Source organism: Priestia sp. JV24, from assembly GCF_025910025.1.
GTDB lineage: Bacteria > Bacillota > Bacilli > Bacillales > Bacillaceae_H > Priestia > Priestia megaterium.
This window is the reverse complement of the sequence record NZ_JAPCIN010000020.1, coordinates 52,426-76,980: the sequence shown is the minus strand read 5'-3', so window position 1 is coordinate 76,980 and position 24,555 is coordinate 52,426. Positions and strand designations below refer to the sequence as shown.

Here is a 24,555-nt window from a genome sequence, read left to right as displayed (position 1 = left end):
CGTTCGTGGTATGAAAAGGTGGATGTTAAATCTGGGTATTGCTGTCACAGTGCTTATAACTGCTTGGACGGTGTATACAAAGCCTGAAGAGAAAGAGGTTTCGCTATTTTCTTACAATCAGCCTTCTATAGTTGTTCAAAAAGAAAGCACAGACTTTGAAAAAGCGTTAAAAGCTTTTTTAATGCAGCATGGCTTTCAAGAAGTTAGGGTGCTGAATAACTATGCGGAAGCTCAAATTCTGATTCTTCTGCCCCGCGAACACCTTTCTTCCCGTAAGAAAAGAGAAATTCAGCAAATGGTAAATCAAGTTGCCAAACAGTATCACGTTCATCCTGATGTAGTTAATGTTCAGTTATATGAAAAAAAGTAAAAAGCCTTTTAAAAAGGGGAATCCCCCTCGATAAAAGGCTTTTTTTACTCTTTTTTCTTCTCTTGTTCAGCGAGCTCTTCTTGTCTTTTAAAATGTGATTTTCCTAACGCATACACAAAACTAAAAAACAAAGGAAGTAAAATAGTCAGCAGCACAAGGCGGGTAAGCATATCGCCCAAATCATTTCTTGTTAAGTAAATATTAATAGCTGCAATGACAATATAAATAAAAATACCGAGGTTTCGTAAAAATCTCTTTAGCATAGATGCATTCATTTTTTCACCTTACTTTTATATACTCACATTTAAGGTAAAGGAAACGATTCATAAAAGCAACCTATTTACTACAAAGCAAGAAGGAATATAGGAATTTATAATGAATATTTATAGGTTGCCTGAAAATCATGGAAATAAAAATCCTAACATGAAGTCGTTTTATAAAGCAGCTCGCTCCGAGTACACTGAATGCGCCGAGTCAGCTATAAACAGCTGCCTTCTCTTCAATCAGCTTTATTTCTTAAAAAGGTAAGGTGATAAGATGAAAAGAGTACTGGTAATGGGCGTTTCTCCAGGAGTAGGAAAGTCTACCTTTGCCAAGAAATTAGGGGAAAAGCTTGATCTAGAAGTATATCATTTAGACAGCCTGTATTGGCAGCCTGGCTGGAAGGAAAGAGACAATGATAGCTTTAGAGAATTGCAGGAGCACATTGTAAAAAAAGACAGCTGGATTATCGACGGGAACTACAGCAATTCGTATGACCTGCGAGTGAAGCGTGCAGATACCATTATTTATTTAGAGCTGCCGCTCATCGTTTGTGTGTACCGAGTAATAAAGCGGAGAATCGTATATGCAAGAAAAACGCGTGAAGATATGGCAAAAGGATGCCCTGAAAAAGTAGATTGGTCATTTTTTACGTTTATTCTTACTACGTATCGAGAGCGGCAAAAAAAGATGAGAAACCGGTTTAAAAAGCTTAAAAATGATGAGGATTGCAAGATTTTTATGCTGATGAACAGAAAGGACATCGAGAACTATATACAAAACCTCTAGGGGGAGTATGTGCTGAATTTTGAACAAAAATAACCACGTAATAACTTTGCTTGTTACGTGGCTTTATTAAAAAAACAATTATTCTTGCGTAATCTTCAACATTCCTTCTTCGTCGAGCGCAACCGTTAGAGAATGATTGACCTTTGCCATTAATGGATGAACTTCAGAGTCTCGGTTCGAAAAAAACCACCGTCTTTTAGGCGTCCCTACAAGAAAAAACGCACTGTCGCTTCCTAAAAAATTAAATGTAGCGTTTAATAGCCTGTTGTTACGTACGGTGATACCGGAGTTGATAAGCTGTGTTCCTACAGAGTGGACATGAGGAGTTGTCAAGTTGATTTCTCCTATGCTTAAAAGCGACTTAGAAGAAAAGGGTTCCTTGGATGAGGGGCAGTCCGAATGTCTTGAAATGTATTCAACAATATTATGAGCAGGGTCTTCAAAATAAAACGAATGAGCATCAAACGCTTCAAAATAAATCTCATCTTTCTTCTCTTCCGTATTGAGGAAGACTCTCTGAGTAGCCCATTGCTTTGCTTCCATAAAGCGGTTTGCTGGAATATTAAAAGCAAAATGGTAAAAGGGCTTTGTATGTAGAGAACTTTCTTTAAAGGTTAGCTCACTTTCACCAACCTTGATGGAAAAAGAACGCGGTGAAACGGCGGTTAATGGAAAATCGAGAGAATTTACATAAAAATCCTTCATTGTGTCCAATAAGTGGGTGTACAGGACAGCTTGATTAATAATCATAAACCATTCCCCCTCGTTTAAGCGTTGTCTAAAATGGTATTACACAAATTTTTCGCTCTCTTTTTGATTACTGGTTTTCCAGTGAAGCTGAAAAGAGCCTTTATGCTCAGAGCCTACAAAATTAATACGATATCTCCTCGTTTTTTCAGGTGTTAAATAAAGAGAGTTATTAGTCATTTCAAAAAATCGTGTCTGTTTTGGATCTTCTACGTACAGGGACAGGTCTCCGCTTTTGGTATTTTTAGATAGCGTAAAAGCGTAGGTTACACCTTTTTTGAGTTTAATGCTCCGGGAGTAGCAGCCCGTAAAGCTGTCGTACTCGCCAAAAAAAACCTCACTTCGTTCCTTTTTTATTTTTCCTCCTACAATTTGATTTTCCTGACCGTTAAAGTTAATAAGTAAAAAAGCGATAAGAACAATAAGAAAACTATATTTAAACATAAAAACCTCCATCTACTAAATTATAGATTGTTTTGGATTTCGTCAAATAGTGTTATAGTTTAAAAGGTAAAAATTAACAAAAAACGAATTATCTTTTTGCATGTTACGTCTAACAGAAAGGAGAAAAGAATTGACTCAGCGTTTTTATCTTTTAGCAGCAAGTCAAGTAACCGCAAATGTAGGTTTTGTTCTTTATACAATGGCTGTCACTTCCTATATAAAGGAAAACACCGGTTCAACAGTTCTTGCGTCGATGATTACGATGACGAGCTTACTTGCACGGCTCCTTAGCGGCCTTAGCGTGCCTTTACTAGCCGATACGTATAAATCCATTCACATTATGCGGTCTGTTCAAGTGATGCAGATAGGGATGCTTGTTGGATTGTATGTGCTGCTTACACAAGAATTTACAGTCACAGTACTAACGATGGGTTTTATCATTGTTGGAATCATTTCTTTTTTTAACGGCTTTTTTTCCATTTTTAAAACGTCAGTTGTACGCAGCTTAGTAAATGATAGTCAAAGAATGCAGGCGAATAGCTTGCTTTCAACAATTGATCAGACTTTTCTGTTTGCAGGGTGGTCGCTTGGTGGTTTCGTTTTGTCCTTAACGGGATCCACTCAGTCTCTATTTATAACGGCAGGTCTTCTATCGATCTCATTTGTTTGCTTACTGTTTATAAAAGAAACCCATACATATAAACAAACACAAAAGCGAAGAGCGGCAAAATTAATGGAAGGATGGCGCTTTTTATGGATACATAAACGCATCAGAGCCCTCGTTATAATGGACATCATCGAGTCGCTTTTTGGAACCATTTGGATTGGAGCTATTACTCTTTCTTTTGTGAAAGAAGTGCTTGAAAAAGGAGAAGCGTGGTGGGGGTATATAAACGGTGCGTATTATTTTGGAAGCATAGTTGGAGGAATTATTGTGTACCGAATGCCTTCTATGGTAAAAGGAAGGCTTTTGCTTTTTATGTTCGCAGGCTCACTCGGTTATGCTGTTTTAACCGGTTTTTACGGTCTAGTAACGAACCCGTATCTAGCTTTAGTACTTTTGATAATGATGGGTCCTGCCTATCAGCTTCGAGATGTAGCTCAGGAAACCATTTATCAAAATACCTGCAGCAACGGGATGCTTCCTAAAGTAATAGCGGCAAAATCAACTCTTGTACAGGCTGTATTTATACTTTCCATAGCATTTGTAGGGACAGTAGCCGACCTGTTTGGGGTAAGGTTTGTATATCTATTTTCAAGCTTCATGTTACTTTTAACGGCTCTAATAGGCATGGCAGGATTAATGTATAACAAGCATTCTATCGAAATAGACAAGACACCTGCTGAACGGAGAGGAGGTATATGAGAATCATTAGGATAACGTAGCTTGTGGAGCATGATATAAAAGAGCTGTTAATAGAAAACCAGGAGGAAGGCTTTTGCTTTCTTACCAAGCTAATAGTGGAGTATAAAAACGGGCAAAACGTATTTAACAAAATAGGCGAAAGATTGTGGGAAGTTTACGGTGAAAAAAACAAATTAATTGGCGTAGCCGGCCTTAATCAAAATCCTAACAGTCAGTATGCTAACGTTAGAAGAGTAAGAAGGTTTTATGTTTCAGCTCAGTTTCGTAGAAAGGGTGTAGGCAAACAACTTTTAAAAGAAATTATTCACTATGCAGAGAATTATTACGACAGTCTCGTTCTCTATACAGACACGGACAAAGCGAAACTATTTTATGAACGAAACGGTTTTAAACGCGTATACAACGCGTATACAATCAGCATAAAATGACTCATGAATATAAACTGAAAAATGTTCATTAACCAGCTTAACGGGTGTTTAATTCAATTAGGGCATTAAAATAGTATACTAATAAAGCTCAGAAAAATCTGAGCTTTATTGGCATGCATCAACCGAACCCGTTACTCTTTTTAGTTTGCTCTTTTAAGTTTAAGAGCTGTTTTAGGAGCAGGGCTTTTTTTGACAATATACAAACCGCTAAAAATAATAAGTCCTCCAAGCAGCTGCATAGCATTGATGGTCTCTCCGATAGCTACAGCAGCAAAAACAACGGCGAACAAAGGAATAACATACATGTAGACCATTACTTTTGTAGAGCCAATTTTTCCAATTCCTACATACCACATCACCAGTCCGTAAACCGTCACGAACAAAACAGAGTATGCCAGAGAGCTCCAGCTGCCTATATCTGTTGGCCATACAAGTGTTTGATAGGTGAAAAGACAGTAGACAGTAAGCGGAATAGCTCCGATTAAAGCAGACCAGGCAGTCACGCGCAAAGCAGAATATTTTACGACTAAAGGTTTTGCTAAAATTGGGTACCAACCCCAAGCAATGGCTGCGACAATCCCCATGATGTTTCCGAACCATGCAAGCTGCGACAGCGCATGACTAGAGTGACCAAACAGCAGTACAAACGCAGCCCCGAAAAAAGCAAGCACAGAGCCTAGCTGTGTTTTTAACGAAAAAGCTTCATGCTTATATAATATAGCTAGGATTCCTGTGAAAATAGGAGACATCGAAATAAGTAAAGAAGCATTTGTAGCTGTCGTATACTTAACAGATACCATAAACAGCGTTTGATAGAGCGTAACGCCTACTATACTGACCGCTATTAAACGTCCCCAGTCTTTTTTTTCGATCCGAATGCCTCGCTCTATTATTCCTGTAATAAGTAAAAGAATAGGAGCAACCATTATAAAACGCAGTGCGCTAAATTGAATGGAAGACATATGAGCAACTCCAAATTTTCCGATTGCATAATTGGCTCCCCAAATTAACGCCACGGATAATAATATCCATTCCAGCCAGCCTTTTTTCATGTAATCACCTCGAGTAAGTATAGAAACTAAATAAGTGCGAATATCCTTAGTTACAAAGTATACAGGAAGAAATTATGTAAAAGGTCAGCCAATTCAGCTATTTTTATCTCATCCACTTGTTTTTAATACAAATAAAAAAGCAGCTGCATTAGCTGCGTTCATGATTGTTATCCACATTGTTCTATCTCATCTAATCGCACAAGTTCGACTTTAAAAGCATGATCAATCGGTCGGATTTCACAGTATCCTGAATCATATACGTGAATCAGTACAAAGCGTTTTCCTTTATATAACACTTCTTTGTAGGCTGTCATGAGATACACCCTTTCTTTTCATAGGTTTGTTTTTCATTCTATGAACAAAAAACGGCGTAATTGCCTAATATAAAAAGAATTTTTAAGGTTGATAAAATTGCTTGGCAAAACGAGTTCGCTTATACTGTACTGTGATTCTATTTACGTATAAGTTCTAATTACTAGAACAGCTTTAACATATGGACAACGAAACCAAACAGCAGTACATAAGGAGCAGCATATGGATATTAACTATTTATATACATTCAAAGAAGTAGCGAAGTGGGGGAGCTATACACGAACGGGCGAGGAGTTAGGGTATGCTCAGTCAAGCGTTACCACTCATATAAAAAAATTAGAGGATCATTACGGTCAAAAACTATTTGAACGAACAGGACAAAAAATGAAGCTGACTCAGCCTGGTGAAGAATTGCTTTATTATGTGAATCAAGTAACCGAGTTATTAAATGAAGCAAAAGAGCGCCTTACTACGAACGAAGATGCTAGAGGAACCGTTTCAATAGGAACCGTGGAGTCGCTGGCCGCCTATTTTATTACACCGTATATTCGTGAATTAAAAAAACAGCACCCTTCTCTAAAGATTATGCTAGAAGCGGGTTTATGTCCAAATTTAACACAAGGAATTATTGACGGAAAGTATGATGTAGCCGTTTTGCTTGATCGCCTTCAAACATCTTCAAGTTTAGAAGTGATTCCTATTCGAAAAGAAAACATGGTTATGATTGCTTCGTCTTCTCATTCTTTTAGTAAAAGAAACAGCGTTCTAATGGAAGAGTTTGAGGGAGAGACCATTATTTTAACTGAGAGCGGCTGCCCTTATCGCACGCTTTTAGAAGAGATGATGCGCAGCAGCGGTATTCATATGCAATCGGTCATCTCGTTTAGCAGTCTTGAAGCGATTAAACAGTGCGTAGCGGATAATTTAGGTATTGCTCTTGTACCGGAAATAGCGGTAAAACAAGAGATGGAAAGTGGAAAACTGATTAAAGTCCCGTTTGACCACGAAGAATTTTATCTTTATTCACAGCTCATATTCAAAAAGAAAAAATGGCTGACGGCACCTATTCAACAATTTATTTCACTTGTTCAAGAAGGTTATCAAAAATATTGATAATAGATATAGAGAATCTTCAATAATGATGAAGTAGTTTTCGTGCTACACTTTTTATAAAACATGAAACTAGAGGTGTAGAACATGAATATATTTTTGCAGCACAATCCTACAAAATTATACTTTGGAAAAAATCAAATTACGAAGCTATCGCAAGAGCTTGCTTCTTATCATAAACAAGTAAACGTTCTGTTAGTATACGGAGGAGGAAGTATCAAACGAAATGGCGTATACGACGAAGTGAAAGCTGAACTTCAGTCTATTAACGCGGTTGTTCACGAGCTGTCTGGTGTAGAACCTAATCCTCGTTTGACTACGGTAGCTAGAGGCGTGGATATATGTAAAAAAGAAAACATTGATTTTCTTTTAGCCGTTGGGGGAGGAAGTGTAATCGATTGTACAAAAGCTATTGCAGCTGGAGCCGTGTATGAAGGAAATACATGGGATTTAATTACACGTAAAAAAGAGATTACAGATGCGCTTCCTTTTGGAACGGTATTAACACTTGCAGCAACTGGGTCTGAAATGAATTCAACTTCTGTTATAACAAATTGGGAAACAAAAGAAAAGCTCGGATGGACGTCTTCTCACGTATTTCCCGTCTTTTCTATTTTAGATCCGGCGTACACATTTTCAGTGCCGCGCGATCAAACCGTCTATGGAATTGTTGACAGTATGTCGCATGCGCTTGAACACTATTTTCATCGCACGGAAAATACGCCGATGATCGACGGCTTTACTGAATCTTTACTAAGAACGGCTGTACAAGAAGGTCCTAAGCTTCTTAAAGACCTGACTTCTTATAAGTATCGTGAAACGATGATGTATATCAGCACGACGGCGTTTAACGGAAGCTTAGCAAACGGAACGGACGGGGGAGACTGGGCTACTCACCGTATCGAACATGCTCTGTCGGCCGTATATGATATTCCCCACGGAGGCGGTCTTGCTATCTTGTTCCCTAACTGGCTGGAGCACGTCTTAAAAGAAGACCCTTCCCGTGTAAAACAATTGGCTGTAAACGTATTTGGCATTGATCCAGCAGGAAAAAGCGATGAAGAAACAGCAATGGAAGGAGCAAAAGCGCTTCGCACTTTCTGGAATGACTTAGGAGCCCCGAACAGCTTGCGTGACTATGATATTGATGATCGTGAATTTGATGCGATTGTTGAAAAGACCTTTGTAAAACCAGGTGTTGGCACTTATAAAGAGCTTGACTATGCAAGCGTTCGAGATATTCTAGAAAGATCCAAATAAAAAAAGACGAGCTGCCTGCTCGTCTTTTTTATATGTACTCAATAATCCATTAGAAAATAAAGAAAAAGAAAAAAGCACAGCACGATGCATCCTGCTCCTACCGTTATTTCGGAAAATCCTTGAATAAACGTACTTTTAGGACTGGCTCCTTCATTTTGCAGCTGAAATACACGTTTTCTTTTGCGCTCATGGATGATTACCAACGAACCAAAAGCAACCGATAATAAGGTGAAGAGTGGTACCGCGATTAAAAACAGCTTAATAGAATACGTCCAGTACGATATGTACAGCATATAATACATTGCTCCGGTACTTAAGGCAAAGAGTATTAGAGAAAATAAAAACCACTTCGTAAAACGGTTTTTGCTCATGCATTGTTCACTTCCTTATATCAAGTTCTTCTATGATCTAGATAATAAAAGCCGTCTACCATTTTACCAAAACTTTTTAGTACGTTCTATTTTAAAGGGAAAATAGGGTTTGCAAATTTCTTAAAAATGGTATAGTTCCTAGAATTATCCATGTTTACATACAAAAAACTGATGATAAATGAGGGAGAAGATGAACTATGGGGTGCGACGGGTGTCTGCCAATTAGGACAGGATATACGGTTTCTTTTCAGAAGTCAAACGATGTGAAGAAATTGGAAAGATACTTTAAAGATATTTCTCAAAATCAATGGAAGACTCTTGGAGAAGATATGTTCTGGATGAGGGAAGATATCTTTTGGAGTTTTATGGATTATGTTCATCAGCATCTAGACCCTCGGCATGTGTGGGCTGTAGAAGCCAAGCAGCGGAGCCCGTTTGAAAACCTGGGGGGTATGGAGCCAATCACCGTTTTTCAAAAAATGAAAGATGCCTTGTGGATTGATGAGCTGATTGAAGACAAGCGAATTTGCTCATATTATCAGCCGATTGTATCGATTGATCACGAACGCGTGCATATCGTTGGGCACGAAATTTTATCAAGAGGATTAGAAGAAGACGGAAGTATTATACCGCCTTTTAAAATGTTTGAAGCTGCTCAAATAAGAAATAAAACCTTCGCTCTTGACCGAGCCTGCCGCTTAGAAGCTGTAAAAAATGCTAGTATTATTGATCGTCAGCTGATTTTTATTAACTTTATTCCTACAGCAATATATAATCCCGAGCATTGCTTGGCATCTACATTTGCGTTAATTCAAGAATTGAATATAAAACCCGAGCAAATAGTGTTTGAAGTGATTGAAACGGAGGATGTTCAAGATATTGAGCATTTAAAAAACATTTTGAATTATTATCGTTCCCATGGATTTAAATATGCTTTAGATGACGTAGGGGTTGGTTATAACACGCTGAAGAGGCTTTTAGAAGTGGAGCCTGACGTGGTGAAGTTAGCATTTGAATTCACAAACGGAGTCAGTAAAAATGAGAAACAGAAAAAAGTGGCCCAAGAGATGTTAGCTATCACTCATAAAATGGGGGCGAAGGCTCTTGCGGAAGGGGTAGAGACAGAAGAAGATTTAAAATGCCTGATAGAGATGGGATATGATTTGTTTCAAGGGTATTATTTTGCAAAGCCTCATCCTACTCCGGTAAAAGAGATTCATTCTATTTACGTTTAGCAGCGAAAAGCAGAAGAATAGAAACTTCTGCTTTTCGTATGACTAAAGGTAAGAAAATTTAAAAAATAAACAATTCACTTTCATTTTGCTAAACAGTTTACAGGAGAAGGGAAGTGCTATAAGATGATAAATATTAATTCTTAGTATTTCTATCAGAAAAGGAGTTGATGATGTGGTACAAACGTTGCACTCATCATATAAATCAAAGCCGACTACTGTTGTAACAGAATTAAGCCCTATGCAAAAGCCATTATTTGCAGGAGGGGTTATAGCAGCAGTTATTTTATTTCTTGCGATTGTGCTCACGACTAATTGGACGCAAGGTGTTTTATTTATTATCGGCCTAGCGTTAGGGATGACGCTTCTATACGCACGTTTTGGCTTTACATCAGCATTTCGCCGCCTTGTATCTGTCGGCAATGTTCAAGGCTTGCAAGCGCATATGCTTATGCTTGCAATTGCGTCAACATTGTTTGCTATTATTTTAAGTACAGGCTTTAGCTTTACAGGGGTAACGCCAAAAGGATATGTTTCACCTGTAGGAGTAAGCGTGATAGTTGGTTCGTTTATGTTTGGAATTGGCATGCAGTTAGGAAATGGATGTGCCTCAGGGACGCTGTATTCGTTAGGCGGCGGCTCTTCTTCTATGATTTTAACGCTTTTAGCCTTTATTGTAGGTTCTATGTTTGGGGCGTATCATTTGCCATTTTGGCAAAAGCAACCTTCGCTTCCCCCTATCTCATTAGCTGAATCGACAGGTCTTGGTTATTTTGGAGCTTGGATTATACAGCTTATCGCGTTCGCAGCGATTTACTGGATTACGATTCAAATTGCCAAAAAGAAAAATCCGCCTATGATGAAACAGCTTCCTACTACAAAAGGGTGGACAAAGATTATTCGCGGCTCTTGGCCTCTATTCACAGCAGCGATTGTGCTGGCCGTATTAAATGCATTGACGCTTGCTGTAAGAGGAAACCCTTGGGGAATCACTTCTGCTTTTGCATTATGGGGTGGAAAAGCCATGATGGCAGCCGGGATAGATGTATCGAGCTGGGGATTTTTCCAAGGTGCAAATGGAGAAGCGCTAACGCAAAGTGTGCTAGCAGACTCTACCAGCGTGTTAAACTTTGGGATTATACTAGGGGCCTTCATTTCAGCGACGGCGCAAGGGACGTTCAAACCAGGAAAGATTAAGCCCGGAGTTGCGGGAGCAACTGTTGTTGGCGGCCTTTTAATGGGGTATGGTGCTCGTCTTGCTTTTGGCTGTAACATCGGCGCTTACTTTGGCGGCATTGCTTCATTTAGTCTTCATGGATGGGTATGGATGGTTATGGCAATGCTTGGCACAGGATTAGCACTATTTATCCGACCGATATTTGGACTCAAAAACCCTAAATCTAATGATTCGATTTGTTAAGTTTGGATAAAACCTTCTTTGCATGAGCAAAGGAGGTTTTTTATTTTAGGTGATGTTTGAAAACCTCTATATTTTTGTAAATTCCTTGACGTTTATCAAAGATCATCAGCTTTCTTCATAGCACTTGTATTAAAAAAAACTCTTGTTTTTAACTCAAAAAGAAGATTGGAATTTCCTTTTTTTATAAAAATTTCACTTATTTTGCCGATATAACAGGAAGATTGTATGTATTTGGCGAAATGAACATTAAACACCATGTCCAAACACAGTTATTAAAACGTAAAAAGGGGTTTTAACGTTACATGAACAAGTATTTAAAAAAAACTGTTATTTATGGAAGTTTGTGTTTTTTACTGGGAGCGTGCGGAGGAGCAGGAGAACAAACATCTTCTGAACCGCAGAAAAAAGAAGAAGCTGTAAAATCTAAAGAAAAAGCGACAAAAAAAGAGAAAAAAGAGGGCATTAATACAACCATTAAAATTAGCGCAGCGGGAGATTTTACTTTGGGAAATGATGAAAGCTTCAGCTATGATTCTACTTTTAATGACGTAGCGGCAAGAAATGGCCTTCCGTATTTTACACAAAATGTAAAGTCGATTTTTGAACAAGATGATTTAACAACGGTTAATTTAGAAACGACGCTGACAACTGCGACTGAAAAAGCAAGTAAAACATTTCGTTTTAAAGGTGATCCTTCTTTTGTGAATATTTTAAAACAAGGAAGTATTGAAACCGTTAACTTAGCTAATAATCATACACGTGATTATTTACAGCAAGGATATGATGATACAAGAGAGAATTTGAAAAAAAGCGGAATAGGTTATTTTGGCTATGAAGATACATACGTCACCACGGTAAAAGGAGTCAAAGTAGGGTTGCTTGGATATCCGGGCTGGGATGACACCAAAGAAATAAGAAGCCAGATTAAAGACGGAATTAAGTCTTTAAAAGAAAAAGGAGCTAAAATTATCATTGTACATTTCCACTGGGGGTCTGAACGACACTATGTTCCTGATACAGCGCAGCAAGCATTGGCAAAGTATACAATTGATAACGGAGCAGATTTAATTTTAGGTCATCATCCTCATGTTGTTCAAGGAATTGAAGAGTACAAAAATAAATTTATTGTCTATAGCTTAGGAAACTTTATGTTTGGCGGAAACAAAAATCCAAGTGATAAAGATACATTTGTATTTCAGCAGAAGTTTACGATTAAAGATGGAAAGCTAACGACGAATAAAGACATCAACGTCATTCCATTCCGTATTTCTTCCACAACAGTGCGAAACGACTACCGACCTACGCCTTTAACAGGACCGGAAAAGGACCGAGTGAAAAATAAGCTGATTGATGTTTCCAATCAAATCAAACAAGAAAAGTGGACAGTTTACGATGAAGATAGTAAATGAGGCTCTCAGCATTGAGAGCTTTTTTTATAAAATAAAACAAAAGTAACCAAAAAAAATATATAATGTAAAAAAATAGATTAAAGGTGGAACTATGGTTAATATAGGTGATATGATTTTTCAAATTCTTATGCTGCTTATCCTGATAGGAATAGCAGGAGTAATAATTGCATTTATTATAGGCTTAAAAAGGTTGATTCAAAAGCAGGGGGCAAATGAAAAAAGGCTTCAGCGTATGGAGCAAAAATTAGATGATATGCTGAAAAATAAAGAGTCATGACTATACAGAAGCACTGTTAACACATCAGTGCTTCTGAACTTGACATTTTATAAAAAAGCAGTAAGATATGTATACATCGTTTATATAGGGAGGAAGTTACATGGCAAAGTCAAAAGCAAAAAAAATGCGTGATAAAATGACGCGTGAAGGAAAGCGAAATCCAGAATTAAACCGCAGCCTGTTTATATTTGCAGACATGGAAACGCGCAAAACCAAAACAAAGAAGGAAAAACTTCAGCATCAGCAAACAAAACATAAAAAACGATTATCAGACGGAGCGTACAGTACCGGAGATGATCGTTTTTTTATTGCGTTTCATACATCTACAAAATGAAAAAATAGCTTTTTGACTATCCATCTTCACTTTGCCTCAAACATTTTTACTGTAAACTTTCACAAAAAACCCTTATGATAGGAAAAGAAGGAGATGAACTAGGAATGCTTACGATTGAAAAAGTACCTAAAAGCCAAGCGGGCGTTTTGCAAAATTTGTATTCTCTTTATCTCCACGATTTATCTGCGTATACACCTTCTTTAGATATTCGCGAAGATGGAGCTTTCCATTTTGAAGAGCTGCCTCTGTTTTGGAAAGTAGAAGGCCTCTCGCCATACTTTATTAAAGTAGATGATAAGCTGACGGGCTTTTTTTTACTTCTTGAACAGCCCGCACTTCAGCAAGAAGCAGATTACTGCATCAATGATTTTTTTATCTTAAACAAATACCGAGGGCAGGGCATCGCTTCTAAAACGGTAAAAGACATTTTCTCTCATCGAAAAGGAACGTATATGATTATTGAGCTTGCAGGCAATAAGCGGGCTATTTCATTTTGGAAACATATTTATGAAAGCTTACATATTTCCTTTCAAGAAAAGAAAATTGAACTTGACGGAGAGCCAACTCTTATTCAAACGTTTAGTGTGTAAAACCTTTCTGGAAAACAGAAGGGTTTTTTATTTAAACTAAATATTAACAATTTTCAACAAATTATGTATAATTAAAGATGCTTGTCGACATTTATTCACAGGAGTATTCCTGTAAAGGAGGAGTAAAATGAAAGCGTTATCTAATTTCTTTACGGCGCTTGTGCAGCGCTTTTTACCTGATCCGTTTGTATTTGCTTTAATCCTGACGCTAATTTTATTTGTATCAGGTATTGTTTTTACTCCTCACGGGCCGATTGAGATGGTTCAGTTTTGGGGAAGCGGCTTTTGGAACCTTCTGGCATTTGCGATGCAAATGAGCTTAGTGCTTGTCACAGGGCATGCGCTTGCTAGCTCGCCGCTTGTAAAGAAGTGGCTTGTGAACATAGCACTGCTAGCCAAAACTCCGGCGCAAGGGGTAATTCTGGTCACGCTCGGCGCAGCTATGGCCTGTATGATTAACTGGGGGTTTGGCTTAATTGTAGGTGCGCTGTTTGCGAAAGAAGTAGCGAAGCGCGTGCCGGGATCTGATTACCGGTTTTTAATTGCCTGTGCTTACATAGGGTTTTTAACATGGCACGGAGGCTTGTCGGGTTCTATTCCTCTTGTCGCTGCTACACCTGGAAACCCAATGGAAAAAACGGCTGGACTTATTCCGCTGTCAGACACGATTTTTACAGGGTACAACTTATTTATTACCCTCGGGTTATTAATTGTCCTTCCTATTATGACAAGACTGATGATGCCGACGGGAAAAGAAGTGGTAGAAATTGATCCAAGACTGTTGGCGGAAGATGAAATGGCTCCGGCTACAGTTGTTGAGACAACTTCTTCTAAGCCAACATTTGCTGTACGCATGGAGAACAGCAGGTTTTTAAGTCTGACGATAGCGCTTCTTGGGTATTCATATTTAATTTATTATTTTGCTACAAACGGTTTTAAAATGGATATTAACACAGTGAATTTATTGTTTTTTACAACGGGTATTTTACTTCACCGCACGCCTTTATCCTATATGAATGCCGTTTCTAATGCTGCGAAAGGAACCGCTGGGATTGTGATTCAGTTTCCATTCTACGCAGGTATTCAAGGCATGATGGAGCTATCAGGCTTAGGCGGGAAGCTAACGAACGCGTTTATCTCGATTTCAAATGAAACGACATTTCCGTTTCTTGCGTTTTTAAGTTCTGGCGTTGTGAACTTTTTTGTTCCGTCTGGAGGAGGACACTGGGTTGTACAAGGACCTTTTATTATGCCGGCAGCTGAACAGCTCGGCGTAGATCCGGGAGTCGCTGCGATGGCCATTGCCTACGGAGAAGCATGGATGAATATGGCGCAGCCGTTTTGGGCACTGCCCGCACTAGCTATCGCAGGGCTCGGAGCGCGCGATATAATGGGCTACTGCGTGACGACCTTAATTGTATCAGGCTTTATTTTTGCTATAGGACTAACGTTTTTCTAATACGCAAAGGTCAGCTGAAAAGCTGACCTTTTTTCATTACTTTCTTTTTTCCGAGCGTATCTATCTACTTTATAAGTCAACTTCGCGCGTACTCCAGTCCCAGAATTCTTCCGCCAGTCGCTCATCTTTTGCTCTTGGAGAAGGAGGAGTCACGCGTTTTTTATAAAAATAAGCGCCGCTAATATGCGTTACTTCAGGGCTGTCTGCTAAATAAATAGCTGTTTCGGCACCTTCAAGAGGTGTTAAAAAGAAAGGGCGAAGCACGGCGTGAACGCTTTTTCCAAACCCCGTTTGACGATTAACGCCGATAGCGATAGAAACGGCTCCGGGGTGAAGGCAATTTACGGTTACAGAAGTGTCTTTTAGCTTTTTACTTAAATAGACCGTAAATAAATTATTCGCTAATTTAGACTTAGAGTATCCTCGCCATATTCCGAATCCTGTTGTTAAGTGAGGGTTGGTGAAGTCTATTTTTCCAGCTTTATGAGCACCGGACCCAACGTTTATAATGCGTCCTTGCTGAGATTTTTTCAGCGGATCTAAAAGTAAATTAGTTAATAAAAAGTGACCTAAATGATTGACACCAAGCATCATTTCGAATCCATCTTGTGTTGTTTCCCGCTTAACTGTCACGACGCCCGCGTTATTAATCAGCACATCAAGCATACTGTAGCGAGACGTAAAGTCATCACTGAAAGCCCGGATACTAGCGAGAGAAGCTAAGTCACAGGTCATAAGAGATATGGAATCCGATCCGCTTTGACGCTTCGCTTCTTCTAAAGCGGCATTTCCTCTTTCTTCATTTCGGCATACCATAATGACTTCGAATCCTTTTTTAGCTAGTTCAATCGTTGTAGCCAGCCCCATTCCAGAATTGGCACCCGTAATTAACGCTCGTTTTGCTGTCATGCGTATGTTCCTCCCAACTACATCTTTTTTTTAGTGTATAAGATAAGAAGATACGTCGTCCACTTCTAGCTTTTTCTTTTATTTCTTTCATGTTGTAAAAAAGGGCGTAAAATGTGCACCGAGGAGAAAATGTTGCACAAAGGTCAATATTTTACACCCTACTCGTCAATTAAAGCGGTTTCATAAATAACTGATTTCGCTAAAATAAGACATAGGGAGGTGCTAGTAAGATGAATAGCCAAAGTAAATTACAGGAGACAGAATATGTTCCTTTAGAGCAAGAACTTAAAAGAGAACCATCCATTAATACAAAAAAACGTAAAAATTTGAAAAATGTAGGTTTATTTGCTCTATTTGTAGGGCCCGCACTTTTAGCGTTTTGTGTGATTGTACTTATACCATTTTTTACAGGGATTTATTACTCGTTTACAGACTGGAACGGAGTAAACGGTACGATTAACTGGGTGGGACTTGATAACTTTAAGTACTTGTTCACCGAAGATAAGCAGTTTCAGCAATCGTTTTGGGTCACAACAAAATATACGGTCGTTGCGATTATCTTAACGAATGTGGTTGGGTTCGTGTTAGCAATCCTTGTTACTCAAATGTTAAAAACACGAAACATTTTACGTACGGTTTTCTTTATGCCGAATTTAATTGGCGGACTTTTACTAGGATTTGTATGGCAGTTCATTTTTGTAAAAGGATTTGCATCTATCGGACAAATCACGGGAATTTCGCTTTTTGAACTTCCTTGGTTGGGAGACGCAAAAACAGCATTTTGGGGCATCGTGATTGTAAGTGTATGGCAAGGAGCAGGCTATATCATGCTTATTTACACAGCAGCACTGCAAAACGTGCCGCAAGAGCTAATTGAAGCAGCAAAAATTGACGGAGCAAGCAGATGGCAAATTCTTCGTCACATTACAATTCCAATGGTAGCACCGGCAGTAACGGTTTGTTTATTCTTAACGATTTCATGGTCATTCAAAGTATTTGATGTCAACTTATCATTAACAAACGGTGGTCCATTCAAATCAACAGAAATGTTAGCGCTTAACATTTATACAGAAGCATTTGTTAATAACAGATACGGTCTAGGTGAAGCCAAAGCCTTAATTTTCTTCATCGTCGTAGCAGCAATTACAATTATTCAAGTAACATACACCAAGAAGAAGGAGGTTGAATCGTGATGGGAAACAAATATACGAGCAAAACCTTTATTGTTGAAATTTTAGCAGTCCTGCTTGGACTAGTGTTCTTGGTTCCATTTTATTACGTGCTTTCAAACTCACTGAAGTCATTTGCAGAAATTTTATCAAACACATCGGCACTGCCGACAACAATTCAGTTTCAAAACTTTGTTAATGCATTCAACCAAATGAATTACTTAAAAGTGCTTAGCAACTCGCTGATCATTACAGTCATTAGTAACGCAGTTCTAGTCATCTTCTGTTCAATGGCAGCTTACATGCTGGTTCGAACAAAGAAAAAAATCAGCAGCATTATCTTTATGGCATTCGTAGCGGCAATGGTTATTCCGTTTCAATCCATCATGATTCCGCTTGTAAAAGTAGCAGGAAACTTAAATCTGTTAAACAGCATCTGGGGTATTGTGATCATGTATTTAGGCTTTGGTTCTGGTATGACGATTTTCTTATACCACGGATTTATTAAAGGAATTCCAGTTGAGCTAGAAGAAGCCGCAATCATCGACGGATGCTCACGTCTAGGCGTATTCTGGAGAATTGTGTTCCCGTTATTAAAACCAATTACAGTAACCGTAGTTATCTTAAACAGCCTATGGATTTGGAATGACTTCTTACTTCCGTCTCTTGTTCTGCAAGATCCTGAGCTAAGAACGATTCCACTTGCGACATTCTTCTTCTTTGGTCAGTATACAAAGCAGTGGGATTTAGCACTAGCAGCACTTGTAATCAGTATTATCCCGCTATTAATCTTCTTCTTTGCAATGCAAAAACACATTGTTAAAGGAATTACAAGCGGTTCAATTAAATAATAGAAACGGCAACAGGGCTGATTTTGATGCTGAGGCGTCAAAATCAGCAGCAAATAGGGAGGAACGGAAAATGGCATTTAAAATGAAAAAATGGCCTTTAGCAGCAGGCGTTTTATCGGCTACGCTTTTATTTTCAACCGCGTGTTCAAACGAAAGCGCATCGGGTAATAAAAAAAGCGGCGGAGATCAAGTAGTAGTAGATGTATTTCAAGGAAAAGTAGAAATCGCTGATCAGCTAAAAGCTCTAACTGATCAATACACAAAAGAACATCCAAATGTGAAGTTCAATATCCAAACGGTCGGTGGAGGAGCTGACGGTGCAGCAGCTTTAAAAGCGCAGTTTGCGTCGGGTAATGCACCTGACCTTTTCACAAACGGGGGATATCAAGAGGCAAAAACGTGGAAAAATAAATTGGAAGATTTATCCGATCAGCCTTGGATTGATGATGCGTACGAAAATACACTTACACCAATGACGATGGACGGTAAAGTATATGGACAGCCAATCAGTCTTGAAGGCTATGGATTTACATATAACAAAAAACTGTTCAAAAAAGCAGGCATCAAAGAACTCCCAAAAACATATTCAGAATTAGAAGCAGCGGCTAAAAAGCTAAAAGCTGCCGGTATTACGCCATTTTCTATCGGCTACGGCGAGTGGTGGGTGCTTGGAAACCACGGCTTAAATATTCCATTTGCTAGTCAAAAAGATCCGGATGCATTTATTAAAGGGTTAAATGACGGCAGTACGAAAATCGCAGGAAACGAGCAGTTCAAACAGTATGTAAAGCTGCTTGATTTAACGGTAAAATACGGAAACAAAAATCCGTTAACGACGGACTACAACACGCAAGTAACGAAGTTTGCGAACGATGAAGCAGCGATGATTCAGCAAGGAAACTGGATTCAGCCAATGCTTAATAAAATTACGCCGAACATGGATGTAGGTATTCTACCTATGCCGTTAAGCGATGATGCAGCTGTAGCTGACAAGCTTGCAATCGACGTTCCAAGCAACTGGGTTATTCACAAACAAGCACCAGCGGCAGATAAAAAAGCAGCAAAAGACTTCTTAAACTGGATGGTCACATCTAAAGAAGGCCAAAAAGCGTTAGTAGAAGACTTTAAGTACATTCCAGCCTTTAAGTCAATTGAAGCAAAAGACATTGGACCTTTAGGCGAAGAACTTCTTAAATATTCTAAGGATCAAAAAACGCTTCCTTGGGAATGGACAAAATTCCCTGAAGGCGTAACGCAAAAATTTGGAGCGGATGTACAAGAATACATCGGCGGCCAAACATCTGAAGATGAGCTGTTAAAATCATTAGATAAAAGATGGGCTGAGTTGAAGTAATAAAAAAGACAACCTTTGGGTTGTCTTTTTTGTGAGTACATAAACTGGCAATATAGCTGTATTTATCTAAAAAAATAAAAGGCGGCAGAATTCATGTATTCTGCCGCTTTCTGCGTTATCACTTAACTTCTTGGCCAAAGCATAACGGCTACGCCAATCAGACACACAAGTCCGCCAATCCAATCATATGTATCGGGCATTTTTTTATCAACCCACCACGCCCAAAACAGGCTTAAAACAATAAAAATACCGCCGTAAGCTGCATATACACGTCCAAAGTCCGGGAACGACTGCCACGTAGCAATGACGCCGTACAGCACCAAAGCAATACCGCCCAGAAGTCCTAACCAGCTTGATGCTCCTTCGCGCTGCCACTGCCAAATCAGATAGCCTCCACCAATTTCAGCAAGACCCGCTAGGATAAAAAGAAAAATCGCTTTAATCATAAACTATGCTCCCTATACCATCATTTCATCTCTTTATTCTATCTTACTTTTTTCGTTTGCTGAACCATTTGTTCGTTTTAAATAATTACAATGGAAAGCATTCCTTTATCAATTTGTCTTCAAACCTGCTAAACTATTAATAGTATGAGTTTATGTAAAATGTTTGTACGAGTACAAAGAGTCATCTAATTATTGATGCTCAGCGCACTTTTGCAAAAGGTAGAAGTTAGCAGGAATTTGACTATTTAAAAGAATAAAACGTTTAACAGTATAAAGCAGTAAAAAGAATGCAGATATAGGGGTTTGGTAAAATGAGTTTAGATCATAAAGTGATACGCATTGAGCTGCCTACGCCATTTCCAATTGGACCAGTGAATGTGTTTTTATTAAAAGCAGACAAGGTAACGTTAATTGATGCAGGGATGAAAACCAAAGAAGCGTGGAATGTTTTTGAAGAGGCGCTTCGTAAAGAAGGATATAAAGTAACAGACATTGAACAAGTGATTCTTACTCATCAGCATCCCGATCACACTGGATTTTTAGAATGGCTACCGAGTGATATACCGGTTTACGGTCATAAGCTTGTGGAGCCTTGGATTTACCAAGATGAAGAGTTTGTTCAGCAGCATAATGAGCTATACCGTAATTTTCTTATGGAGTTTGGAGTCAGTGATGATGTAATGGATACATGGCTTCGTAAAGCAACGGCTGCAATTCAAGTATATTCACCTAAAGGGCAGAAGCTAGCAGGGTATTTGAAAGAAGGAGATACACTTCCCTATGCTAGTGATTGGGAAGTGATTGAAACGCCGGGACACTCCTTGAGTCAGCTGATGTTTTACAATCGAAAAGAAAAAGTCGCGTTTGGAGGAGATCATATTTTGCCAAAAGTGCCGTCAAATCCATACTTAGAACCGACAATCCAAAATCCTAAGCCTACGCCGCTATTGGACTACTTAGCGTCTCTAGAAAAAACATTGAACTATGACATTGATTTGATCTACAGCGGACATGGTGAACCGCTTAGTGACATTCATTCTTTAATTATGGAACGTATTCAAAAGCAGCATAAATGGGCGCTGCGCGTGTTACAAGCGATGGGGGAAGGAAAGAAAACAACGCTTGAAGTCAGCGCAGCCTTTTTCCCGGATATGTATCAAAAAGCACCGGACTTCATTTTCTCGGAAGTGTATGGCCAGCTTACGTATTTAGAGAAAGAAGGATACGTTGAATTAACAAAAAATGAAGAAGGCGTCTTGCTGTGGGAAACTACACGTGTGCTTGCTCCTCAGTCATAACATAAAAAAACCAGCTTCTTTAAAGAAGCTGGTTTTGTGTGCTTATAGTGAATGCAAGCGCTCAATGCGTTTTTCGAGCGGCGGGTGAGTAGAAAATAAGCGTGAGAATTTTTCTTTGCCGCTAATTTTAAAAGCAGCAATGGATTTTTGACGGTCATCTACTAATGAAGTAGTATGACGAAGCGATTCTAACGCATAAATCATTTTTTCTTTACCACCGAGTTTAGCTGCAAGCTCATCGGCTTTGAATTCACGTCTTCTTGAATGCCAGAAGATAATTGGGCTGCTTAAGATACTAAAGAGAATCTCAAATACAATCGATGTAAGGAAATAAACAACCATCGCAAACTCTTCTCGCACAAAGTTTGACACCGCTTTGGCTACTAAACGAGAGAAGAAAATAACAAATGTATTTAATACTCCTTGCAGAAGCGTAGTTGTGACCATATCACCGCTTTTAATATGCGCTATTTCGTGAGCGATAACGCCGCTGATCGCATCGCGGTCCATTCGTTCGAGCATTCCGCTTGAAACGGCAACAAGCGAGCGTCTTTTACTTGGCCCAGTTGCAAAAGCGTTAACTTCCGCTGAATGATAAATTCCGACCTGAGGCATTTTTCTTAATCCTGCAACAGATGCAAGTCGGTGCGTTTCTTCTAGAACAAACCGTTCGTATTCACCTTGAGGGGAACGTTCATCAATAACTTGAACACCCATCATCCACTTTGCCATCACGCGTGACATCATAAGAGAAATAATCGCGCCGCTGAAGCCGGCAATTACGCTAAATGCCAGCAGGCCGCCGTAACCGCTGCTTCCCATATAGCTTTGAACACCTAATAAAGATGTAATCGTTGTGATTGTAATTAATACTAAAATATTAACGAAAATAAACAGTGAAATTCGTTTTAGCACAAGTCTTCCTCCTTTAACTAATACGTGCATGATAGGTATACGGTTAGTAGAGAGGAAAGGTTTCATTTATTTATTCAAATTTACTAAAAAGATTACTATGTTAAGTGGTTTAATAAAAAAAGTAAATAAATGGTTGAATATTTACCATAAATAGGTTATTATGAGTGATATAAAGCTATCTTGTCTTGCAAGGTAGCTTTACTTTAAAAATGTATCTTGTATAACAAGATAGTGAAAAGGAAGAAATCGATATGTCTTTGAGAAGTCAATTGTTAAAAGGAATTTTAGAAGGGTGTATCTTATCAATCATTCAAAAAGAAACGGTTTATGGCTATGAGCTATCTCAGAAGCTTCAACAATATGGATTAAATGATGTGAGTGAAGGTTCGATTTACCCAATTTTACTACGTCTTCAAAAGGAGGGATTAATAAAGGGAGAAATGAAAGCATCGCCTTCGGGTCCTAAACGAAAGTACTATCATCTTACGGCATCTGGTGAGAGCGCATTATGTGAAATCCAAGAGGAATGGATCAACATTCAAAACCCTGTAGATAAATTGTTGAATAGGAGTTTTTACGATGAACGCTAAGGAATTAATTCAATTAAATAATAAGAAGCGAAAAGAGCTGACCAAGGAAAATGAAGAGTACTATGATAATATGCTTGTTTACATTCGAACGAGTGTGTCAGTTTCTGAACAGCAGGCTGAAGAGTTATTGATGGAGCTTTTAGATCACCTTATTGACGCACAAGCGGAAGGGAAGCGTGCTGAAGAGGTGTTTGGAGAGAATCTTAGGACGTACTGTGATGAAATGATTAAACAGTTACCTAAAGAACCCTTAAAAAGCACTGCTTTTTTTATAAGCTTTTTATTGTTACAGCTAGCAAGCTTGATGGCTATAGTAAGCGGGATAGGAAATATCGTTGTACATTATGTTAAGGATAGCAGCCAGACTGTTTATATCGGAACAGCAATCGTCACCTTTGTTATTGTTGCAGCTATTATTTCTCTTGATGTTTTTCTGCTTTTAAAATGGATACAAAAATCTGTTTACAAAATTTCGAATAAGATTAAGGACTTTTTTCTACTCTTTGTCTTAATTTTTATTTCTCTTGCCGGGATGGTTTTTTTACCAAAGCTTATTCCACCTTTTGGGTATGTAATAGAAGTTGGAGGTTTCTTATATTTAGCTGCTGGTGCCGTAACACTCATCGTTTTAAGGTGGTTAAATAGTAAATATCAAATTACAAAATGAGATATAGGAAGCAGCGAAATGTATTGTTTAGTCTATAATCAAGAGCATTTTTAAAGAAATTTCATAATTTACGTCTATCTTGAGGCAAGACGTACTAAAATAATTAAAAAGGTGTTCAACTCATGAACACCTTTTTGGTCACACCATTTAAAGATTACTAACTTTAGTACGTTTAAAAATTAACCTTAGGTTCTGTACCTAATTTAATACGTTTGAAGTTTTTAATATGCTTCCATGTAATGAAAACAAAAATAATGGCTGCAAATACCATTAAAACTACATCACCTACATAAATTGATGTTAAAAAGGCAACCAATGCGCCAATAGGTGAAGATAAGGATACGTATTTAGAAATTTTGAGAGAAATTAAAAAAGCAAGAATTCCTAGAATGAAAGCTAATGGTGAAAATGCAAGGAATACACCAGCCGCAGTCGCTACAGATTTTCCTCCTTTAAACCTTGCAAAAACAGGATAGCTATGTCCGAGAATAGCGATAAATCCAGGGACAAGCATATGCAAGTGACTATTCATCATAAGCGGTAAACAGACAGCTAGCGAGCCTTTTGCTATATCGCCGATCAACACTATAATACCTGCTTTCTTTCCTAAAGTGCGAAAGGTATTAGTGGCTCCTAAGTTACCGCTTCCGTGCTTGCGAACATCGGTTTTGTAAAAGCCCTTTCCAATCACTAAAGCAAAAGGAATTGACCCAATTAAATAAGCTAATAAGATAATTATAGCGTTTGTTAATACGTTCATTGTGGGCACCTCAAATTGTGTTGGTAGTATTCATTAAAATATAAATGCGGTAAAAGCAGTCTTTTGTATGGCTAAAGGTTTCTAGTTTTTTCGGTGGAGTTTTGTAAATTCGATTGGATTTCTAGTGGGACAACCCAATGCTTTTTAGTATGGTAAGATATTTTTGAACTTTTAAACCTTGATACGTATTAGTATAGATTGATATGTCTATTATGAATATGTAAAAAGAAGAAAAGAGGAGAAACGAAAAGGCAAAAACAAAAAACTTGTAATACAATTTTAAAAATATAACATAAATATTTAAAGGTTAAAAGATATTTTGGGTATATTATAGTAGAAAAAAGCGTTTGGATCATTTTTTTATA

The 24,555-nt window shown here is 38.4% G+C and carries 29 protein-coding genes; 19 read left to right on the top strand and 10 right to left on the bottom strand.

From position 1 onward, the window contains the following. The first annotated feature begins 10 nt into the window (after positions 1–10). Positions 11–370, top strand: coding sequence for a hypothetical protein (locus tag OK414_RS15390; RefSeq protein ID WP_034651076.1), 360 nt, complete (start codon positions 11–13; stop codon positions 368–370). A 44-nt stretch (positions 371–414) separates the two neighbouring features. Here OK414_RS15390 and OK414_RS15385 read toward each other — a convergent pair whose 3' ends face one another. Beyond that, a complete protein-coding gene (locus tag OK414_RS15385) occupies positions 415–645 on the bottom strand; it encodes a hypothetical protein (protein WP_013057513.1) in 231 nt (76 codons plus the stop codon). Positions 646–907: 262 nt separating this feature from the next. Between OK414_RS15385 and OK414_RS15380 the strand changes: the two genes are divergently transcribed. Continuing rightward, positions 908–1,420: a topology modulation protein gene (locus OK414_RS15380; protein WP_095379415.1), complete on the top strand. Its 513-nt coding sequence runs from the start codon at positions 908–910 to the stop codon at positions 1,418–1,420. Positions 1,421–1,498: 78 nt separating this feature from the next. Here the strand turns inward: OK414_RS15380 and OK414_RS15375 are convergent, their stop codons facing one another. Beyond that, positions 1,499–2,170: a glyoxalase gene (locus tag OK414_RS15375; protein WP_263045179.1), complete on the bottom strand. Its 672-nt coding sequence runs from the start codon at positions 2,168–2,170 to the stop codon at positions 1,499–1,501. 39 nt (positions 2,171–2,209) lie between these two features. Next, complete coding sequence (locus OK414_RS15370; protein WP_263045178.1) at positions 2,210–2,611, bottom strand: hypothetical protein; 402 nt, start codon at positions 2,609–2,611, stop codon at positions 2,210–2,212. A 130-nt stretch (positions 2,612–2,741) separates the two neighbouring features. On the opposite strand from OK414_RS15370, the gene OK414_RS15365 reads away from it, so the two are divergent. After that, entirely contained in the window at positions 2,742–3,977 is a 1,236-nt protein-coding gene (locus OK414_RS15365) for an MFS transporter (RefSeq protein WP_263045177.1), read from the top strand. Positions 3,978–4,000: 23 nt separating this feature from the next. Continuing rightward, entirely contained in the window at positions 4,001–4,405 is a 405-nt protein-coding gene (locus tag OK414_RS15360) for a GNAT family N-acetyltransferase (protein ID WP_263045176.1), read from the top strand. Positions 4,406–4,545: 140 nt separating this feature from the next. Here OK414_RS15360 and OK414_RS15355 read toward each other — a convergent pair whose 3' ends face one another. Together OK414_RS15355 and OK414_RS15350 are read right to left on the bottom strand one after the other, a co-directional pair. Next, positions 4,546–5,457: a DMT family transporter gene (locus OK414_RS15355; protein WP_034651091.1), complete on the bottom strand. Its 912-nt coding sequence runs from the start codon at positions 5,455–5,457 to the stop codon at positions 4,546–4,548. A 167-nt stretch (positions 5,458–5,624) separates the two neighbouring features. After that, positions 5,625–5,771 carry a hypothetical protein gene (locus OK414_RS15350; RefSeq protein ID WP_013057506.1) on the bottom strand — a complete coding sequence of 49 codons (147 nt, stop codon included), beginning with the start codon at positions 5,769–5,771 and terminating at the stop codon, positions 5,625–5,627. 220 nt (positions 5,772–5,991) lie between these two features. Between OK414_RS15350 and OK414_RS15345 the strand changes: the two genes are divergently transcribed. Together OK414_RS15345 and OK414_RS15340 are read left to right on the top strand one after the other, a co-directional pair. Then, positions 5,992–6,882, top strand: a complete 891-nt coding sequence (locus tag OK414_RS15345; protein WP_034651093.1) for a LysR family transcriptional regulator — start codon at positions 5,992–5,994, stop codon at positions 6,880–6,882. Positions 6,883–6,966: 84 nt separating this feature from the next. Beyond that, positions 6,967–8,139: an iron-containing alcohol dehydrogenase gene (locus tag OK414_RS15340; RefSeq protein WP_263045175.1), complete on the top strand. Its 1,173-nt coding sequence runs from the start codon at positions 6,967–6,969 to the stop codon at positions 8,137–8,139. Between the two features lie 38 nt (positions 8,140–8,177). Here the strand turns inward: OK414_RS15340 and OK414_RS15335 are convergent, their stop codons facing one another. Next, positions 8,178–8,510: a hypothetical protein gene (locus OK414_RS15335; RefSeq protein ID WP_034651098.1), complete on the bottom strand. Its 333-nt coding sequence runs from the start codon at positions 8,508–8,510 to the stop codon at positions 8,178–8,180. A gap of 197 nt (positions 8,511–8,707) precedes the next feature. Here OK414_RS15335 and OK414_RS15330 point away from each other — a divergent pair, with 197 nt between their 5' ends. From OK414_RS15330 to OK414_RS15300, 7 genes are all read left to right on the top strand, one after another. After that, positions 8,708–9,745, top strand: coding sequence for an EAL domain-containing protein (locus OK414_RS15330; RefSeq protein WP_263045174.1), 1,038 nt, complete (start codon positions 8,708–8,710; stop codon positions 9,743–9,745). Between the two features lie 172 nt (positions 9,746–9,917). Next, positions 9,918–11,162 carry a YeeE/YedE family protein gene (locus tag OK414_RS15325; RefSeq protein ID WP_263045173.1) on the top strand — a complete coding sequence of 415 codons (1,245 nt, stop codon included), beginning with the start codon at positions 9,918–9,920 and terminating at the stop codon, positions 11,160–11,162. Positions 11,163–11,464: 302 nt separating this feature from the next. Then, positions 11,465–12,571 (top strand): CapA family protein, encoded by a 1,107-nt coding sequence (locus tag OK414_RS15320; RefSeq protein WP_263045172.1) that lies wholly within the window; start codon positions 11,465–11,467, stop codon positions 12,569–12,571. 91 nt (positions 12,572–12,662) lie between these two features. After that, on the top strand, positions 12,663–12,848 hold the full coding sequence (locus OK414_RS15315) for a DUF4083 family protein (RefSeq protein WP_013083625.1): 186 nt from the start codon (positions 12,663–12,665) through the stop codon (positions 12,846–12,848). Positions 12,849–12,948: 100 nt separating this feature from the next. Beyond that, on the top strand, positions 12,949–13,182 hold the full coding sequence (locus tag OK414_RS15310; RefSeq protein ID WP_034651110.1) for a hypothetical protein: 234 nt from the start codon (positions 12,949–12,951) through the stop codon (positions 13,180–13,182). Between the two features lie 104 nt (positions 13,183–13,286). Further along, a complete protein-coding gene (locus tag OK414_RS15305) occupies positions 13,287–13,772 on the top strand; it encodes a GNAT family N-acetyltransferase (protein WP_034651113.1) in 486 nt (161 codons plus the stop codon). 127 nt (positions 13,773–13,899) lie between these two features. Further along, on the top strand, positions 13,900–15,231 hold the full coding sequence (locus OK414_RS15300; RefSeq protein ID WP_014459643.1) for a TIGR00366 family protein: 1,332 nt from the start codon (positions 13,900–13,902) through the stop codon (positions 15,229–15,231). A gap of 69 nt (positions 15,232–15,300) precedes the next feature. Here OK414_RS15300 and OK414_RS15295 read toward each other — a convergent pair whose 3' ends face one another. Beyond that, a complete protein-coding gene (locus tag OK414_RS15295) occupies positions 15,301–16,140 on the bottom strand; it encodes an SDR family oxidoreductase (RefSeq protein ID WP_263045171.1) in 840 nt (279 codons plus the stop codon). Between the two features lie 230 nt (positions 16,141–16,370). Here OK414_RS15295 and OK414_RS15290 point away from each other — a divergent pair, with 230 nt between their 5' ends. The 3 genes from OK414_RS15290 (at position 16,371) to OK414_RS15280 (ending at position 19,514) form a co-directional block, all read left to right on the top strand. Beyond that, complete coding sequence (locus tag OK414_RS15290) at positions 16,371–17,333, top strand: carbohydrate ABC transporter permease (protein WP_016764551.1); 963 nt, start codon at positions 16,371–16,373, stop codon at positions 17,331–17,333. After that, on the top strand, positions 17,333–18,160 hold the full coding sequence (locus OK414_RS15285; protein ID WP_013057493.1) for a carbohydrate ABC transporter permease: 828 nt from the start codon (positions 17,333–17,335) through the stop codon (positions 18,158–18,160). The genes OK414_RS15290 and OK414_RS15285 overlap by 1 nt, the downstream gene beginning before the upstream one ends. 70 nt (positions 18,161–18,230) lie before the next feature. After that, entirely contained in the window at positions 18,231–19,514 is a 1,284-nt protein-coding gene (locus OK414_RS15280) for an ABC transporter substrate-binding protein (protein ID WP_263045170.1), read from the top strand. A 122-nt stretch (positions 19,515–19,636) separates the two neighbouring features. Here OK414_RS15280 and OK414_RS15275 read toward each other — a convergent pair whose 3' ends face one another. After that, on the bottom strand, positions 19,637–19,960 hold the full coding sequence (locus OK414_RS15275; protein ID WP_034651124.1) for a YnfA family protein: 324 nt from the start codon (positions 19,958–19,960) through the stop codon (positions 19,637–19,639). A 311-nt stretch (positions 19,961–20,271) separates the two neighbouring features. Between OK414_RS15275 and OK414_RS15270 the strand changes: the two genes are divergently transcribed. Beyond that, positions 20,272–21,258, top strand: coding sequence for an MBL fold metallo-hydrolase (locus OK414_RS15270; protein WP_016764548.1), 987 nt, complete (start codon positions 20,272–20,274; stop codon positions 21,256–21,258). A 42-nt stretch (positions 21,259–21,300) separates the two neighbouring features. On the opposite strand, the gene htpX is transcribed toward OK414_RS15270, so the two are convergent. Then, complete coding sequence (htpX, locus tag OK414_RS15265; RefSeq protein WP_013057489.1) at positions 21,301–22,173, bottom strand: protease HtpX; 873 nt, start codon at positions 22,171–22,173, stop codon at positions 21,301–21,303. A 251-nt stretch (positions 22,174–22,424) separates the two neighbouring features. On the opposite strand from htpX, the gene OK414_RS15260 reads away from it, so the two are divergent. Together OK414_RS15260 and OK414_RS15255 are read left to right on the top strand one after the other, a co-directional pair. Further along, positions 22,425–22,763 carry a PadR family transcriptional regulator gene (locus OK414_RS15260; protein ID WP_013083614.1) on the top strand — a complete coding sequence of 113 codons (339 nt, stop codon included), beginning with the start codon at positions 22,425–22,427 and terminating at the stop codon, positions 22,761–22,763. Next, entirely contained in the window at positions 22,753–23,430 is a 678-nt protein-coding gene (locus OK414_RS15255) for a DUF1129 family protein (RefSeq protein ID WP_034651127.1), read from the top strand. Before OK414_RS15260 ends, OK414_RS15255 begins: the two co-directional genes overlap by 11 nt. Before the next feature lie 172 nt (positions 23,431–23,602). Here the strand turns inward: OK414_RS15255 and plsY are convergent, their stop codons facing one another. Further along, a complete protein-coding gene (gene plsY / locus OK414_RS15250) occupies positions 23,603–24,190 on the bottom strand; it encodes a glycerol-3-phosphate 1-O-acyltransferase PlsY (protein ID WP_098433171.1) in 588 nt (195 codons plus the stop codon). Between the last annotated feature and the right edge of the window lie 365 nt (positions 24,191–24,555).